This window comes from Cupriavidus sp. H19C3, assembly GCF_049393815.1.
Lineage (GTDB): Bacteria > Pseudomonadota > Gammaproteobacteria > Burkholderiales > Burkholderiaceae > Cupriavidus.
The window spans coordinates 2,002,126-2,016,949 of sequence record NZ_CP184985.1 but is presented as its reverse complement, the minus strand read 5'-3'; the positions used below and the strand labels follow the sequence as shown (position 1 = coordinate 2,016,949).

Genomic DNA, 14,824 nt, shown 5'->3' with positions numbered 1-14,824 from the left:
GGAGATCCCATTGAGGCGTGCCCTGTGGCTGATGGCCATCACCGCGTTGAACACTGGCGGACTGTTCGTTTACCAGTGGTTCGTCGTCACGCGCCTTGGCGCGGGGCAGGGTACCGACGCGCTGTTTGCCGGCATGGTCATGCCACAGCTCGTGCTGAACGTCATCAGCGGCTCGCTCGGATACGTGCTGATTCCGCTGCTGACCGTAGTCGATCGGAAGCACCGTGTATCGTCGATCTGGAGCTTCGCGATGGCGCTGGCGCTCATCTTCGGCAGCCTCGCCGGCGTGCTCTGGTTACTCGCGCCATGGTGGGTGCCACTGTCCGTGCCCGGCTTCGATGCCGATGCCGTCGCGCAGACCGTCACGCTGACCCGGATCCAGTTGCTGGGCATGGTGTTCGCCGGTCTCGGCGCGCCGTTCAACGCAGCTTATCAGGCGGAGCACCGATTCATCTACCCTGCGTTCATGCAGATGCTGGCCGGCCTGCTGGCCCTGGCGTTCGTGGTGATGTTCCTTGGCCATGGTGGCGTGGAAATCGCAGCGTGGGGTCTGACGCTGCGCGCCGTGCTGCAATGCCTGTTCCAGACACCAGTCGGCTTTCCGTTCGCCGCGCCGAATTTCAAGGATGAGCATTTCGTCTCGGCGCTGCGTCGGTTAAAGCCGCTGGTGGCCGGCACGATCTACTACAAGACTGACCAGTTGCTAGATCGTTTCCTGGCGTCGATGACACCGAGCGGTTCATTGTCGCTACTGCACCTTGCCCAGCAGATCTACGCGGCCGGCAATCTCGTGCTCACCAACGCCATCGCGATGCCGATGACGCCCCGGCTGGCGAAGCATGCAGACGAGGGCGAGTGGGGCGCGTTCCGGCATGAAGTCCGGCGCGTGCTGGGCATCCTGATGGCGCTCGGCGTGCTGGCGCTTGCGTTGACGGTGTTCCCGGGCCGCTACGTCCTGGAGCTCGTGTTCGCGCGGGGCAACCTGTCGGTCGCATCCGTCGATACGCTGTGGCACATCATGCTTGCGCTGGGCATGGTTTGGCTGTCGGGCCTCAGCGGACAGGTGCTATCCAGCAGTTTCTACGCGATGTCGGACACGAAAACGCCAACTCGCATCGGCGTGATCGGCTTCACGCTCGGGATCGGGCTCAAGATTGTTGGCCTGCTGCTCGGCGGCGTGATCGGCGTGGCCATCGGCTCCGGGGTGTACATGGTGTTCAACTCCGTGGCAATGTATTTCATATTGTTTCGCCGGCTCGACGGTTCAGCGAGCCTGTCGCGAGAAGGGCAACGATGAAGATTGCGGCGCTTACGAGCGGCCTGAACGTGCCATCGGCAAGATTCCGGGTGCGGCAATACATGCCGGCATTGCGGGAAGCCGGCCTGGAGGTGACCGACTACTGTCCGGCCGTGAGCCAGGGTGCACGGCTGCCCGGCAAGCTGGGACAGATCCGCACTCGCTATTTTCCGCCCTTGCTGATGGGTCAGATGCTGACGAACCTCGCGTGCCGGATACCGGGAATCTTGGGCAGCTACGCTTCCGACGTGACCTGGCTCGAGCGCAGCTTCATTCCGGGCCTGGATTCGCTGGCCGGGCTCGTCAAGCGGCCGCTGGTGCTCGATATCGACGACGCGATCTGGCTCTACAACCCAATGGGCAGCAGCGCGATCGGCCGCTTGGTGGGGAAGGCAAGCATGGTCCTGGCTGGCAACCGTTACCTTGCGGACTGGTGCTCGCAGTTCTGCGAAGATATTCGCATCGTGCCGACGGCGATCGATGCCGATCGCTTCGTGCCGCGCGCGCAGCCGAAGGCGGGCGACGCGCCGTTCATCGTGGGCTGGACCGGGACCTCCGGCAACTTCCGGTTCCTGGAGATGATCAAGCCCGCGCTTGTCTCTTTCTTCCAGGCCGAGCCTACTGCGCGCTTTCTGATCGTCGCGGACAGGCGGCCTGAACTGGCCGGTGTGCCGCAGGACCAGATCGATTTCGTACCGTGGAGCGCCGCGCGAGAACATGCGTTGGTGCAGGAGATGGACGTGGGCTTGATGCCGATCGACGACTCCGAGCTGTCTCGCGGCAAATGCAGTTTCAAGATGCTCCAGTACATGTCCGTGGGGCTGCCGGTCGTGGCCTCGCCGTACGGCATGAATGGCGAGGTGTTTGCGGCGGGCGATATCGGTTTTGCCGCGACGACCGAAGCACAATGGATCGATGCACTGCATCAGAGCAAACGCGATGCGGAGGGGCGCGCGCGTCAGGGCCGGAACGGTCGCGCCGTGATACTAGAGAAATTTTCGACGGAAGTCGTGGCGCGTGGCATTGCGGCATCCTTTCGCTCGCTTTGAATATGGGAGATAGCTGATGTGTGGAATTGCGGGGCTGCTGGCGGCACGCGATGTCGGTAGTGCGAAGGCGCATGTGGGGACCATGCTGCAGGCCCTGCACCATCGCGGCCCCGACGACAGCGGCATCTGGTCGGACGACGAAAGTGGCATGGTGCTCGGTCACCGCCGCCTGGCCATTCTCGACCTATCGCCCGCCGGCCATCAGCCGATGGCCTCGGCCGGTGGCCGCTATCACGTCGCCTATAACGGCGAGATCTACAATTTCGAAGCGCTGCGCGCGGAGATCGACGCAACGGGCCGGGGTCCGGCCTGGCGTGGGCACTCGGACACCGAGGTGCTGCTCGCCGCAATCGAGGTTTGGGGCATCGAGTCCACGCTCCGACGACTTGTCGGCATGTTCGCGATCGCGCTATGGGACCGCGCCGAACGCGTGCTGACGCTGGCGCGCGATCGCATGGGCGAGAAGCCGCTTTACTACGGCTTCGTCGACGAGACTTTCGTGTTTGCGTCCGAGCAGAAGCCGATCCGCGCGGCCTTCGGCGATCAATTGCAGATCGATCGCGAGGCGCTGGCCGAGTTTATGCGCTTCGGCTACATACCCGCACCGCAATCCATCTATAGCGGTATCTGGAAGCTGCCACCGGCGCACTTCGCCAAGATTGCGCCGCATCGCGGCCGCGAAATTAACGTTCGGTCGTACTGGCAGCTCGGCGACGATGAACAGATGGCGAAGCGCGCCGCGCTGGCCGAATGCGACGATGCGTACCTGATTGATCGTGTCGATGAGACGCTGCGCGAGTCGGTGCGATTGCAGATGGTCTCCGACGTGCCATTGGGCGCCTTTCTGTCCGGTGGCGTGGACTCGAGCACCGTGGTGGCGATGATGCAGGCCCAGAGCTCGCACCGCGTGCGGACGTTCACCATCGGCTTCGCCGAGGAGGGCTTTGATGAGGCGCCCTATGCGAAAGAGGTGGCGCGACATCTCGGCACGGACCACATGGAACTTTATGTTACAGCCGAGGACGCCGAGGCGGTCATTCCGGATCTGCCGCAGATCTACGACGAGCCGTTTGCGGACTCGTCGCAAATTCCGACAACGCTGGTGTCGCGACTCACGCGTCAGCACGTCACCGTGTCCCTGTCGGGCGATGGTGGTGACGAGCTGTTCTCAGGATATCCGAGGTATCCGATCACCGAAGCGCTGTGGCAGCGCGTGGGCAGCTATCCCGGCATGGTGCGCAAGCCCGCGGCGGCAGTGCTGGCAAGCGCGTCCGCGCGTGACTGGGACCGTCTGCTGCGCGTCATGCCGGGCGGGCTGCGCCAGCGCGTGAACGGCCGCCGTATTCATCGCGCGGCGCAGTTGATGACGGCCTCGAGCGTGGCAGAGATGTATGTGCGGCTGATGTCGCAGTGGCAGCCCGAGGACGGCGTCGTGCTCGGCGCGCGCACGCCCGAGAACTTTGCACCGAAATGGCGCGCGGAGCAGGATGCCGTGCTGGCGATGCGGCAATGGGACCTGAATCAGTACCTGCCCGACGACCTGCTTGTGAAGGTCGATCGCGCGACGATGAGCGCAAGCCTTGAGGCACGCGCACCGATGCTCGATCACCGGCTGGTGGAACTTGCCTTTGCCTTGCCGCGGCATGTGCTGCTGCGCGACGGCGTGGGCAAATGGGTGCTGCGGCGCGTCCTGGACCGCTATGTCCCGCGCGAACTAATCGACCGACCGAAGGCGGGGTTCTCGATTCCGCTCGCGCAATGGCTGCGGCGTCCGCTTCGCAGTTGGGCGGAGTCGTTGCTATCGCCGGCGCTGCTCGAGCAGCAGGGCCTGCTCGATGCGGTCAAGGTGCGGGAGATGTGGCGTCAGCACGTGTCCGGAGAATTCGACAGAAGCCTGTTCCTCTGGAACGTCCTCATGTTCCAGGCCTGGCTGGCGGCGCAAGGCAAACAACAATGAAGATCGTCATCAATGCATTGTCCGCGCGTCTCGGCGGTGGGCAGACCTACCTGAAGAATCTGCTTGCCTACCTCCCGGACAGCCCGGACCTGGAAATCGTGGTGTTTGCGCCGGCGTATCTCAAGCTGCCGGAGGACCGGCGCATCCGTCGCGACGAGACGGGCTGGCCGACCGAGAATCCGCTACTACGCACCGTGTGGGAAAAGCTGCTGTTGCCAGGTCTGCTGCGTCGCGAGAAGGCGGACGTCCTGTTCTGCCCCGGCGGCGTCGTGGCCACGCGCGTGCCACGCGATTGCAAGGTGGTGACGATGTTCCGCAACATGATTCCGTTTGATCCAGAGGTGCTGGCCCGGATGCCACCAGGCCTGCAGAAACTGCGGAATGTCATTCTCCGGCGCGTGATGCTGCGCAGCATGTCGAATGCGGACCTGACGATTTTCATTTCAGACTACGCACGCAAGATCATCGAGGGTCTGACGACCGTGCGCCATGCGGTGACGATCCCTCACGGCATCAATGAAGTCTTCCGTACGCATCACAAGTCGCTCGACCGACCGGAGTGGCTGCCGCATGAGGAATACATCCTCTACGTGTCGAAGTTCGACGTCTACAAGCATCACCGCGAGGTTGCGCTGGCCTACGCGTCCCTGCCGGCCGCGTTGCGTGCACGGTACAAGCTCGTTCTCGTCGGCGAAACGGAGGAGCAGCTGACCGGCGAAGTGATGAAGCTGATCGAGGAACGGCAACTGAAGGACGAGATCATTGTCGCGGGTCCACGCGCCTATGAGGATCTACCGGCCGCATACCGTAACGCGACCGTCAACCTGTTCGCTTCCTCTTGCGAGAACTGCCCGAACATCCTGTTGGAGGCGCTGGGCGCGGGACGTGCCGTGCTGTCGTCGAGCATTCCGCCGATGCCGGAATTCGGCGCGGACGGCGCAGGATATTTCGCGCCGACCGACCCCGGCAGCATTCGACAGGCGATGGAGAAGGTGCTCTTGGATGAGCACTATCGCAGCGATCTTGCCACCGCCTCGGCGCGGCGCAGCGAGACGTTCAACTGGCGGCTGACATCGACGCGCACGTGGCAGAGCATCGGTGCGCTGGTCTGACAACATGAATATTGCAATGAACAACGAACCTATGCGAATCCTGGTGCTCGGCGCCTCCGGTATGCTGGGCAATGCGGTGCTGCGCGAGTTCTCGCGGAGCACCGGCTTCGAGTCGTTTGGCACGGTGCGCTCGGGCGCGGCGGCCCGCCTGCTGCCGGGCGAACTGCAGCCGAGAGTGGTCGCCGGCGTGGATGTGGAGAACTTCGACAGCCTTGCCAAGGCGTTCGAAAGGGTGCGTCCGGACGTGGTGATCAATTGCGTGGGGCTGGTGAAGCAGCTTGCCGAGGCGGACGACGCACTGGCCGCGATTCCCATCAACAGCCTGCTGCCGCATCGCCTGGCGCGCCTCTGCGGCGTGGCGGGCGCGCGCTTCGTGCAAATGAGCACCGATTGCGTGTTCTCGGGGGCGAAGGGCATGTATCTGGAGGAGGATTTTTCCGATGCGAAGGACCTCTACGGACGTAGTAAGTATCTGGGGGAAGTCGATTATCCGAACGCCATCACGCTGCGCACGTCGATCATCGGGCACGAGCTCGATGGCGCGCGCAGCCTCGTGTGCTGGTTTCTGGCGCAGCCGGGGCCAGTGAAAGGTTTCCGCCGTGCTATCTTTTCGGGTTTGCCGACTGTGGAGATCGCGCGCCTGATTCGCGACCACGTCATTCCACACCCCGAGTTGCATGGCTTGTATCACGTATCGGCCGAGCCGATTAACAAGTTCGACCTGCTGGCGCTGGTGGCGCGGACTTATGGCAAGACCATCGAGATCCAGCCCGACGACCAGTTCGTGATCGATCGTTCGCTCGACTCGCGTCGTTTTCGTCAGGCGACGGGATACCAGCCCAAGCCATGGCCGGAACTCGTGCAATCCATGCACGCGTTTCGTTGAAGAATTAGCTGCCGGAACACGAAAATGTTCAAAGACAAAGTCCTGTTGATTACCGGTGGAACCGGTTCGTTTGGTAACGCCGTGCTGCGTCGATTTCTGGATTCGGATCTGCGCGAGATCCGCATCTTTAGCCGCGACGAGAAGAAGCAGGACGACATGCGCAAGCGTTATAACCACCCGAAGCTGAAGTTCTACATTGGAGACGTGCGCGACGCGCATGCCGTTTCGTCCGCGATGCGTGGTGTCGATTTCGTCTTCCATGCCGCGGCGCTCAAACAGGTGCCGTCCTGCGAGTTCTATCCAATGGAGGCGGTTCGCACCAACGTCCTCGGCACGGAGAACGTGCTGGACGCCGCGATCCGCGCAGGCGTCAAGCGCGTGGTCTGCCTGAGCACCGACAAGGCCGTCTATCCGATCAACGCCATGGGCATCAGCAAGGCGCTTATGGAGAAGGTGATGGTGGCGGCGAGCCGCAACCTTGAAGGCACGGGCACAGTGATCTGCGGCACGCGCTACGGGAACGTGATGGCGTCGCGCGGCTCGGTCATTCCGCTGTTCGTCGATCAGGTGCTCGCCGGCCGCGAGATCACCGTGACAGATCCGTCGATGACGCGCTTCATGATGACGCTGGCCGATGCGGTGGACCTGGTCCTCTACGCGTTCGAGCACGGCAACAACGGCGACATCTTCGTGCAAAAGGCGCCGGCGGCTACCGTCGATGTGCTGACGCAGGCGATCTTGGCGCTGATGGGTAAGCCCGAGCATCCGGTTCGTGTTATTGGCACGCGCCATGGCGAGAAACTTTACGAAGCGTTGTTGAGCCGCGAGGAGATTGCGTGCGCGGAGGACATGGGCGACTACTTCCGCGTGCCGCCCGACGGTCGAGATCTCAACTACAGCAAGTACTTCGAAGAGGGCGAAGCGCGTCTGACGCAAAGCACGCACGGCGAAGATTACAACTCTCACAACACCCTGCGGCTCGATGTGCAGGGCATGAAGGCCCTGCTGCTCAAGCTCGAGTTCATGCAGCGCATTGCGCGCGGCGAATACGCGGTAGCGGAGGAGTGACGCCATGAAGAAACTGAAGGTCATGACCGTCGTGGGCACGCGTCCCGAGATCATCCGCCTCTCGCGCGTGATGGCGAAGCTGGACCAGTACTGCGACCATGTGATGGTCCATACCGGCCAGAATTTCGACTACGAGCTGAACCAGATCTTCTTCGAGGACCTGGGCATCCGTAAGCCCGATCACTTCCTGAACGCGGCCGGCGGCGGCGCCGCCGAGACCATCGGCAATGTGATCATCGCGGTGGACAAGGTGCTCGAGGCCGCGCGGCCGGACGCGCTGCTCGTGCTCGGCGATACCAACAGCTGCATCGCCGTGATTCCCGCAAAGCGCCGCAAGGTTCCTATTTTTCATATGGAAGCAGGCAATCGCTGCTTCGATATGCGCGTGCCGGAGGAAATCAACCGTCGCATCGTCGATCACACCTCCGACGTGAACCTGACGTACAGCGCCATCGCACGCGAGTGCCTGCTGCGTGAGGGCTTGTCGCCCGACCTTGTGATCAAGACCGGCAGCCCGATGACCGAGGTGCTCGCGCACTACCGCGAGCGCATCGAGGCGTCGGACGTGCTGCCGCGCCTCGGCCTGACGGAAGGCAAATACTTCGCGGTCAGCGCGCATCGCGAGGAGAATGTCGACTCCGAGCCCAATTTCCGCAAGCTCGTGAGCTTGCTGAACACGGTCGCACAGACGTACGACATGCCGGTGATCGTGTCGACGCACCCGCGTACGCAGAAGCGCGTCGATGCTCTCGGCGCGAGCTTCGATCCGCGTGTCCAGTTGCTGAAGCCACTTAGTTTCAGCGATTACAACCGGTTGCAGCTGTCGGCCAAAGCAGTGCTGTCCGACAGCGGCACGATCAGCGAGGAATCTTCGATCCTGAACTTCCCGGCGCTGAATCTGCGCGAGGCGCAGGAGCGGCACGAGGCGCTGGAAGAGGGGACTGTCATGATGGTGGGCCAGGATATCGATCGCGTCATGCAGGGGCTGGCGATCCTCGAGGATCAGTCGCGCGGCACGGACCGCACGCTGCGCCTCGTCGCGGACTACAGCATGCCGAACGTGTCCGACAAAGTGCTTCGTATCATCCATAGCTACACGGACTACGTGAATCGCGTGGTATGGAAGAAATACTGAGCCGGCGACGATTGACTCCATGCGATTGCTGATCGTTACCCAGTACTTCTGGCCGGAAAACTTCCGCATCAATGACCTGGTCGCCGAACTGGTCCGACGCGGACATCAGGTCACGGTGCTGACGGGTGTCCCCAACTATCCGGACGGAGAAGTGTTTGCGCAGTATCGCAAGGACCCGGACAGCTTCTCCCGCTACGAGGGGGCCGAAATCGTGCGCGTGCCGATGCTGCCGCGCAAGACTGGCAGCTTCCGGCTGATGCTGAACTACCTGACCTTCGCCATCGGCGCATCCGTCGCAGGCCTGTGGAAGCTGCGTGGCGGGAAGTTCGATGCGGTATTCGCGTACGAACCGTCGCCGGTGACGGTCGGGATTCCCGCCGCCGTCATGCGCGCGGCCAAGCGCGCACCCATGGCGTTCTGGGTGCAGGACCTGTGGCCGGAGACACTCGAGGCCATCGGCGTCATACGTTCGCCGACGATCCTGCGCATGGTTGGTAAGCTGGTGTCCTGGATCTATGGCCGCTGCGATCTGATTCTCGCGCAGTCGCACAGCTTCATTCCGCAGATTCGCAAGTACGCGCCGGCGCGAGCACGCGTGGAGTACTTTCCGGGCTGGGCGGAGTCGCTCTTCGAGATGCGCGAAGCGGTGCCCGCGAGCGAGGTCCCTGTAAAGCCGGGGAGCTTCAATGTGATGTTTGCCGGCAATATCGGGGCGGCGCAGGATTTTCCCGCGATCCTCGCCGCAGCCAATGCGCTCAGGAACGAACCGCTTATCCGCTGGTTGATCGTCGGCGATGGACGCGTGGGCCCGTGGGTCTCCGAGGAGATCAAGCGCCTGGGGCTCGAAGACCGCGTGTTGATGCTCGGACGGCATCCGCTCGAGCGCATGCCGTCGTTTTTCCGGCATGCGCAGGCGTTGCTGGTGACCCTGAAAGACGAGCCGATTTTCTCGATGACGATTCCGAGCAAGCTGCAGTCGTATCTGGCGGCCGGCATTCCGGTCGTGGCGATGCTCAATGGCGAGGGCGCGACGGTCGTGCAGTCGTCGGGTTCGGGCCTTGCCTGTGCCGCTGGCGATCACGAGGGGCTTGCCAATGCCGTGTTGCGCTTGTCGCGCATGACGGATGAGGAGCGAGCGGTCATGGGTGCGCGCGGACTTGCCGTGACGGCGACTGAGTTCAACCGTGACGCGCTGATAGGCCGGCTCGAGGGATGGTTCGAACAATTGCGCGCGGCACGCGGTGTGGTGCGCCGATCGGGAGAGTCGGCATGATCCTCGTCACCGGGGCAACGGGATTTGTCGGCGGTGCGCTAGTGCGCCGCCTTGCGCGCGACGGCTTGCCTGTGCGCGCAGCGGTGCGTAGCGCTGGCGCGCACGTGCCTGGCGCGGTGGAGATCGCGCAGGTCGGCGATCTATCGGCAGACACGGAATGGCGTGACGCCTTACGTGGGGTGACTGCCGTGGTGCATGCGGCCGCGCGTGTGCACGTCATGGATGAAACGGCTCAGGATCCACTGGCGGAGTTTCGGCGCGCCAACGTCGCGGGGACGGTGAACCTCGCGCAGCAGGCCGCGGAGGCGGGTGCACGCCGTTTCGTATTCGTCAGCTCGATCAAGGTGAACGGTGAGGCCACGTCGCCCGGCACACCGTTTCGGGCCGACGACGCCCCGGCGCCGCTCGATCCGTACGGCGTCTCCAAGCTGGAGGCGGAGGTCGCGTTGCGCGAGCTGTCGTCGCAGACGGGCATGGCGGTCGTGATTGTGCGTCCGCCGCTGGTCTACGGGCCGGGCGTAAAGGCCAATTTCGCGGCGATGCTCCGCTGGGTCCGGCGCGGCGTACCCCTGCCGCTGGGTGCGATCTACAACGTGCGTAGCGTCGTGTCGGTGGAAAATCTCGCCGACCTGTTGGCAACATGCCTCGTACATCCCGCTGCGGCGGGGCAGACATTCCTGGTCTCCGACGGCGAAGATGTCTCCACGTCCGAGCTGTTGCGCCGGGTTGCCCGGGCAATGGGTAGGCCAGCGCGGCTGCTGCCGGTTCCGGCGCCGTTGCTGGAGGGCATTGCGGCGGCACTGGGTAAGCGTGACGTGGCGCGGCGGTTGTGTGGATCGCTGCATGTTGATATCGAGAAGACCCGGCGTATGCTGGGTTGGCGGCCGCCGTTGACGCTCGACGACGGCCTGAAGAAGGTGACGGAGGACACTGAGTCGTGAAGCGAACATTCGACCTGCTGCTCGCGCTGGTGGCGGCCCTTGTGCTGGCATTGCCCGTGCTCGTCGTCGCGCTGATGGTGCGGCTGACGTCGGCGGGGCCCGCCCTGTACTGGTCGGATCGCGTCGGGCGTGACAACAAGATCTTTCGCATGCCAAAATTTCGAAGCATGCGCGTGGGTACGCCCGCCGTCGCAACGCACCTGCTTGCAGATCCTCGCTCGCATCTCACGCCGATTGGATCCTTCCTCCGCAAGAGCAGCCTCGACGAGCTTCCGCAGCTGTGGAGTATCTTGGTGGGAGACATGAGCTTCGTCGGTCCCCGGCCTGCGCTGTTCAATCAGGCAGACCTGATTGCCTTGCGGACGGAGGAAGGCGTGCACAAACTGGTGCCAGGACTTACCGGCTGGGCGCAGGTGAACGGCCGCGACGAGCTACCGATTCCGGAGAAGGTCAAACTGGATGCTGAGTATCTGCATCGTCAGTCTCTGTGGCTAGATATCCGCATCCTCTGGATGACCTTCGTCAAGGTCGCGCGTAGAGACGGAGTATCGCACTGATGAAGCATTTGCTGATCGTAGGTGCCGGCGGTCATGGCCGTTCGGTGGCCGAGGCCGCCAGCCTCACGGGGGGCTTCGCGCTCGCGGGATTCGTCGATGACCGAGCGGAGGTCATGCTGGCCGCCGATGGATGGCCGCCGGTGCTCGGGCCGGCGAGCAGCCTGTCAGCGTATCGCGGCAAGGCCGATGCGGCCATTGTGGCTATCGGCAACAACAACGCACGCGAGGCACTGTGCCAGGCACTTGTCGATGCAGGATTCGAGCTGGTGACCATTGTGCATCCTCGCGCATTCGTATCGCCGTCCGCTACAGTCGGCGCCGGCAGTGCGATCATGGCCGGCGCCATTGTCGGTACGGAAGCCGTCCTCGGTACCGGTGCCATCGTCAACTGCGGCGCGGTGGTTGATCATCACTGCCGGGTCGAGGATTTCGGGCATCTGGGCGTCAATGCTGCGATGGCAGGTGGCTCCGTGCTCGGACGAGGCGCCTGGATGCAGGCGGGAGCAGTACTAGGGTACCGTGTTCAGGTAGCGGCAAGAGAGGTGCTGCGGCCCGGGCAGGCGATGTGCGCGAACTGAGATATTAAAGACACCCACAATGCGATTTCACAGAACAGCGGCGCCCTTGCTGGCACTTCCGCGCCCGGCCAAGCGCATGCTAGTCATGGCGCTGGATCTGTTGCTAGCGCTGGTCTCTGTCTGGGTTGCGTACTATCTCCGCATCGATCAGGTCGGGTTGCCGCAACTGCAGCAGGGCTACACCTATCTGCTAGCGCCGGTCCTTGCGTTTCCTATTTTTGCCCGCTTCGGTCTCTATCGGGCCATCTTCCGTTACACGGGCATGGCAGCCCTCGCGACCACCGCCAAGGCTGTCAGCATCTACGGCGCGCTGTTCTTTATCGCGCTCGTTCTTGTCAAATGGGATGGTGTGCCACGCAGTATCGGGCTGATCCAGCCGATGCTGTTTCTGCTGATGGTTGGCGCCAGCCGCGCGATGGCCCGCTTTTGGCTGGCCGGCGCCATCGGTAAGTCCCGCCAGGCGCGTGGAAGGCTGCTGATCTACGGTGCGGGCGAGGCGGGCGTGCAAACCGCCCTGGCGCTTGGCGCTGCCCGCGAGTTTGCATTACTGGGATTTGTCGATGACGACAAGTCGAAAGTTGGCCGCACGATCAACGGCATCGACGTGATAAGCCCCGACGATGTGCCGGATGCCGTCGAACGAATGGACGTGACCGACATTCTGCTCGCGGTACCGTCACTGGGCCGTGCGCGACGCAACGAGATCATCGCGCGGCTGCGTGGGCTGCCGGTGCACGTGCGCACGCTGCCCGGCATGGTGGATCTGGCGTCAGGCAAAGTCACGATACGTGACTTCCAGGAACTCGATATCGAAGATTTGCTCGGGCGCGGCGCGGTGATGCCCGACGAGACCCTGCTGGCGCGTAACCTCTACAACAAGACCGTGCTCGTCACGGGCGCGGGCGGCAGCATCGGGAGTGAACTCTGCCGGCAGATTCTGCTGCAGAAGCCGACGCGGCTAATTCTCGTGGATCATAACGAGTTCGGGCTGTACAGCATCCATCACGAGCTCGAAGGCCAGCGTGTCAAGCATCGGCTTTCGGTGGAGGTGGTGCCGCTCCTGGCGAGCGTGGCCAATTTAGAGCGGATGCGCGACATCTGCCGCCAGTACCAGCCAGCTACCGTGTACCACGCGGCCGCGTACAAGCACGTGCCGCTCGTCGAGTTCAACCCCGCAGAAGGTGTGCTGAACAACGTGTTCGGTACGCTGAACGTGGCGCGCGCTGCCATGGAGCACAAGGCCCACTGTTTCGTGCTGGTCTCGACTGACAAGGCTGTCCGTCCGACCAACGTGATGGGCGCATCCAAGCGCATGGCCGAACTCGTACTGCAGGCCTTTGCGGCGAGTGAGAACCTGAACTTTGCGCCGCTCGACGGAGGGGAGCAGGCAGGGCAAGCTCTGGTGCGCAATGACACGGTGTTCGCGATGGTGCGTTTCGGCAATGTGCTGGGCAGCAGCGGCAGTGTCGTGCCGCTGTTCCGCCGCCAGCTGTCCGAGGGAGGGCCGCTCACGGTCACCCATGCAGAAGTGACCCGTTACTTCATGACTATTCCCGAGGCTGCTCAGCTCGTGCTGCAAGCCAGCGCGATGGCGGAGGGCGGCGAGGTGTTCGTCCTGGACATGGGCCAACCCGTGAAGATCATGGATCTGGCCCGCCGCATGATACAGCTATCAGGGCTGACGATCCGCGACGAGCGCATGCCCGATGGAGACATCGAGATTCGCGTGACGGGACTGCGCCCCGGCGAGAAGCTTTACGAGGAATTGCTGATCGGCGACAACCCGGAGGAGACCGCACATGAGCTCATCATGAAGGCGCGCGAGGATCACGTGGCTTGGAGCGAGTTTGTGCCGGTGCTGACGCGGATGCGTCAGGCTGCCGAGCACAGCGACGAAGCGACAATCAAGGACATCCTCCGCCATTACGTGCAGGGCTACGATGCACAGGCAAGTGAAGGAACTTCGGCTGCGGCGCTGGTGTAGTGTGGCGCCGATGAAGGCGCGGGCTGCGACGAATGATGTCCGATGGAGCAGTGGCCCCACCGGGCATCGTTATCAGGCGGTGTAGCGTTCCCGGCGCGACATGCGCATGAAAACCACGAGAATTCCGCCTGCCATGCCAATGGCAAGGCCTGCGGCGACATATACTAGCCGGCTGGGCGAGCTGGGGCGCTCGGGAACATAGACTGCACCGATCATGCGCGTCGTGTAACTGCGCGCGGGATCCAGCGATTCTTGCAATTGTGTGGTGAGCCGCCGCAATGCGGTGATCTGCGCGCTCGCAAGCACCGCGATATTCGTCAGCAGAATGTCACGCGTACCAGCAGTAGAATCGCTCTTTTGCGATCCCTCCTGTAATCGGGCATGGCTGCTCGCGTAATCGCGCTCGGCGCCATTCAGCTTGTCCTGAGCCGTCGAAAAATCGGTCTTCAGCCTTCCAATCGCGGGCTCGAAGATTTTCTGGTGTTCCGCGGACAATAGTTTGAAAGAGGCCTGCAGTGCATTTTCTGCGGATTCCGGCGAAAAACCAGAAACCTGCAGATTAATGACGTCCGGACCACGACCCATTGCCGCACGGAAGGTATTGAACGCCAGTCGCGATTCCTTGCTTTCACCGCTCTCGGGCGCCGGCAGGCCAAGTGATTCGAGAATTCTCAGCCGCGTCGCTGGCAGATTGAATCGATCTACGACGGTGAGCGGATTCTCAAGCATACGACTGGTCAGAGTGGCACCCTCGCCCTCCGGTCTCGCAATCTGACCGATCTGAACGGCGACACTTGCGGTCCAGCGCGGCGACGATATATGGAATGCTCCGAGACCGATTGCACCGCCTAAAATTGCCCCCGCGGCAATTATGCCGAGGGACTTCGTATAACTTTTTCGGTTGTTTTTGAGAACATTTGGATCTGCGGATCGCATTGTGGGGTCATTGTCCTATCGTATGCGGGGCATTGTACCTTGGCCGCTGAG

The 14,824-nt window shown here is 62.9% G+C and carries 13 protein-coding genes; 12 read left to right on the top strand and 1 reads right to left on the bottom strand.

Annotated features, from left to right (window positions below):
* Window positions 1-10: 10 nt before the first annotated feature.
* The 12 genes from DFLDMN_RS09395 to DFLDMN_RS09340 all read left to right on the top strand — a co-directional run bounded on the left by DFLDMN_RS09395 (window position 11) and on the right by DFLDMN_RS09340 (window position 13,837).
* A complete protein-coding gene (locus tag DFLDMN_RS09395) occupies window positions 11-1,297 on the top strand; it encodes a lipid II flippase MurJ (protein ID WP_423198196.1) in 1,287 nt (428 codons plus the stop codon).
* The gene (locus DFLDMN_RS09390) at window positions 1,294-2,346 is read left to right on the top strand and encodes a glycosyltransferase family 4 protein (protein WP_423198195.1); all 1,053 of its coding nucleotides are present in this window, start codon (window positions 1,294-1,296) and stop codon (window positions 2,344-2,346) included. Before DFLDMN_RS09395 ends, DFLDMN_RS09390 begins: the two co-directional genes overlap by 4 nt.
* Window positions 2,347-2,362: 16 nt before the next feature.
* Window positions 2,363-4,303, top strand: coding sequence for an asparagine synthase (glutamine-hydrolyzing) (gene asnB, locus DFLDMN_RS09385; protein ID WP_423198194.1), 1,941 nt, complete (start codon window positions 2,363-2,365; stop codon window positions 4,301-4,303).
* A complete protein-coding gene (locus tag DFLDMN_RS09380; RefSeq protein ID WP_423198193.1) occupies window positions 4,300-5,415 on the top strand; it encodes a glycosyltransferase family 4 protein in 1,116 nt (371 codons plus the stop codon). Before asnB ends, DFLDMN_RS09380 begins: the two co-directional genes overlap by 4 nt.
* 4 nt (window positions 5,416-5,419) lie before the next feature.
* The gene (locus DFLDMN_RS09375) at window positions 5,420-6,301 is read left to right on the top strand and encodes a dTDP-4-dehydrorhamnose reductase family protein (protein ID WP_423198192.1); all 882 of its coding nucleotides are present in this window, start codon (window positions 5,420-5,422) and stop codon (window positions 6,299-6,301) included.
* A 24-nt stretch (window positions 6,302-6,325) separates the two neighbouring features.
* Entirely contained in the window at window positions 6,326-7,369 is a 1,044-nt protein-coding gene (locus tag DFLDMN_RS09370; protein ID WP_423198191.1) for a polysaccharide biosynthesis protein, read from the top strand.
* 4 nt (window positions 7,370-7,373) lie between these two features.
* Window positions 7,374-8,504: a non-hydrolyzing UDP-N-acetylglucosamine 2-epimerase gene (gene wecB, locus DFLDMN_RS09365; protein WP_423198190.1), complete on the top strand. Its 1,131-nt coding sequence runs from the start codon at window positions 7,374-7,376 to the stop codon at window positions 8,502-8,504.
* 19 nt (window positions 8,505-8,523) lie between these two features.
* Entirely contained in the window at window positions 8,524-9,777 is a 1,254-nt protein-coding gene (locus tag DFLDMN_RS09360) for a glycosyltransferase family 4 protein (protein WP_423198189.1), read from the top strand.
* Window positions 9,774-10,718, top strand: coding sequence for a UDP-glucose 4-epimerase family protein (locus tag DFLDMN_RS09355; RefSeq protein WP_423198188.1), 945 nt, complete (start codon window positions 9,774-9,776; stop codon window positions 10,716-10,718). The genes DFLDMN_RS09360 and DFLDMN_RS09355 overlap by 4 nt, the downstream gene beginning before the upstream one ends.
* On the top strand, window positions 10,715-11,275 hold the full coding sequence (locus DFLDMN_RS09350) for a sugar transferase (protein WP_423198187.1): 561 nt from the start codon (window positions 10,715-10,717) through the stop codon (window positions 11,273-11,275). Before DFLDMN_RS09355 ends, DFLDMN_RS09350 begins: the two co-directional genes overlap by 4 nt.
* Window positions 11,275-11,853: an acetyltransferase gene (locus DFLDMN_RS09345; protein ID WP_423198186.1), complete on the top strand. Its 579-nt coding sequence runs from the start codon at window positions 11,275-11,277 to the stop codon at window positions 11,851-11,853. Before DFLDMN_RS09350 ends, DFLDMN_RS09345 begins: the two co-directional genes overlap by 1 nt.
* Window positions 11,854-11,938: 85 nt before the next feature.
* A complete protein-coding gene (locus DFLDMN_RS09340) occupies window positions 11,939-13,837 on the top strand; it encodes a polysaccharide biosynthesis protein (protein ID WP_423198184.1) in 1,899 nt (632 codons plus the stop codon).
* A 72-nt stretch (window positions 13,838-13,909) separates the two neighbouring features.
* Here the strand turns inward: DFLDMN_RS09340 and DFLDMN_RS09335 are convergent, their stop codons facing one another.
* Window positions 13,910-14,773: a hypothetical protein gene (locus DFLDMN_RS09335; protein ID WP_423198183.1), complete on the bottom strand. Its 864-nt coding sequence runs from the start codon at window positions 14,771-14,773 to the stop codon at window positions 13,910-13,912.
* Between the last annotated feature and the right edge of the window lie 51 nt (window positions 14,774-14,824).

Excerpts from the sequence above, each read along its gene's own strand:
- DFLDMN_RS09390 (WP_423198195.1), top strand. The coding sequence starts at position 1,294 with ATGAAGATTGCGGCGCTTACGAGCGGCCTGAACGTGCCATCGGCAAGA.
- asnB (WP_423198194.1), top strand. The coding sequence starts at position 2,363 with ATGTGTGGAATTGCGGGGCTGCTGGCGGCACGCGATGTCGGTAGTGCG.
- DFLDMN_RS09380 (WP_423198193.1), top strand. The coding sequence starts at position 4,300 with ATGAAGATCGTCATCAATGCATTGTCCGCGCGTCTCGGCGGTGGGCAG.
- DFLDMN_RS09375 (WP_423198192.1), top strand. The coding sequence starts at position 5,420 with ATGAATATTGCAATGAACAACGAACCTATGCGAATCCTGGTGCTCGGC.
- DFLDMN_RS09370 (WP_423198191.1), top strand. The coding sequence starts at position 6,326 with ATGTTCAAAGACAAAGTCCTGTTGATTACCGGTGGAACCGGTTCGTTT.
- wecB (WP_423198190.1), top strand. The coding sequence starts at position 7,374 with ATGAAGAAACTGAAGGTCATGACCGTCGTGGGCACGCGTCCCGAGATC.
- DFLDMN_RS09360 (WP_423198189.1), top strand. The coding sequence starts at position 8,524 with ATGCGATTGCTGATCGTTACCCAGTACTTCTGGCCGGAAAACTTCCGC.
- DFLDMN_RS09355 (WP_423198188.1), top strand. The coding sequence starts at position 9,774 with ATGATCCTCGTCACCGGGGCAACGGGATTTGTCGGCGGTGCGCTAGTG.
- DFLDMN_RS09345 (WP_423198186.1), top strand. The coding sequence starts at position 11,275 with ATGAAGCATTTGCTGATCGTAGGTGCCGGCGGTCATGGCCGTTCGGTG.
- DFLDMN_RS09340 (WP_423198184.1), top strand. The coding sequence starts at position 11,939 with ATGGCGCTGGATCTGTTGCTAGCGCTGGTCTCTGTCTGGGTTGCGTAC.
- DFLDMN_RS09335 (WP_423198183.1), bottom strand. The coding sequence starts at position 14,773 with ATGCGATCCGCAGATCCAAATGTTCTCAAAAACAACCGAAAAAGTTAT.